The sequence below is a fragment of the Nocardioides sp. CPCC 206348 genome (assembly GCF_048654705.1).
Taxonomy (GTDB): domain Bacteria; phylum Actinomycetota; class Actinomycetes; order Propionibacteriales; family Nocardioidaceae; genus Nocardioides.
Genome location: NZ_JBMCZA010000215.1, coordinates 1 through 1,126, shown reverse-complemented (window position 1 = coordinate 1,126; position 1,126 = coordinate 1). Strand labels below are relative to the sequence as shown.

The 1,126-nt window shown below is 67.2% G+C and carries 2 protein-coding genes; both read left to right on the top strand.

What is annotated here, in order from left to right:
- On the top strand, nucleotides 1-624 hold a 624-nt coding region (locus ACOADB_RS22780), incomplete at its 5' end, for a nitroreductase (RefSeq protein ID WP_378604047.1).
- Between the two features lie 26 nt (nucleotides 625-650).
- Nucleotides 651-1,126 (top strand): acyl-CoA thioesterase (locus ACOADB_RS22775; protein ID WP_378604044.1); only part of this gene is annotated, 476 nt, incomplete at its 3' end.

Genomic DNA, 1,126 nt, shown 5'->3' with positions numbered 1-1,126 from the left:
AGCCACCGCGCGTTCAGGCGCGATCCCGTCCCTCGCGCGACCATCGAGGAAATGTTCGAAGTGGCGCGTCAGGCACCCTCCTGGTGCAACACTCAGCCGTGGCACGCCTACGTCACTGAGGGAGCGGCGACCGAACGCTTCCGCACCGTGCTCAGCGACGGACCGAACGCCGAGATCAATCCCGACATCGCGATGCCGGGGGCCTACGAGGGGGTGCACCTCGAGCGTCGTCGCGAGAGCGGTTGGCAGCTGTACGAGGCGGTCGGCGTGGAGAAGGGCGACCGTCAGGCGTCAGCACGTCAGTCTGCGAAGAATTTCGAGCTGTTCGGGGCACCGCACGCCGCTGTGATAACTGTCGACCGCGCACTCGGCGCGTACGGGGTCCTCGATGCCGGGATCTTCCTCGGCTACCTCTTGCTGGCAAGCGAGGCGCTCGGTGTCGCCGTCATCCCGCAGGCAGCGATCGCGACCCGCTCGCCGGTGGTGCGCGAGTTCTTCGACATCGGGGACGACGAGGCGGTCCTCCTGGGTGTCTCCTTCGGCTGGTCCGACGAGCAGCACCCGGCCAACAACTACCGGACGAGCAGGGTCGACCTCTCGTCAATCGTCCAGTGGCGCAGCTGAGCACGAGGCGACCGAGCATCGACGATGTGCGGACCATCAGCGCAACGCTGGACGCCGTCGTCACCGATGATCTCGTCGACGCCAACGATCACCTGAGTCTCCCCCACTACGTCAGGGCCGGGGCTCGTGCGGTCTGGACGCGCAAGGAGTCCCTCGGCCTGGAGGAGGTGTGGTCCCGGGGACTGTCCTTCTTCATCACCGAGCAGCACACGACGTACTCCGGTGAGCTTCTTCTCGGTGAGAGGTTCACCGTGCACCCCCGCTTCCTGCACCGATCCGCACGGTCGCTGCACACCATGACGTACGTCGTGAATGCGGCTCGAGACCAGCTGACATGCAGCATCGAGAGCGTGAGTGTCTTCGTCTCGCGGGAGACGCGTGACAGCGTCGCGATGCCCGCGGCCCTGGCCGAGAGCCTGGACGCCGCGATACGCCACGACCACGGCCTGCCGGGGACCGTGGCGGAGTGCAGCACGCTGTGGCGACCGCGAGGCGGGACGCC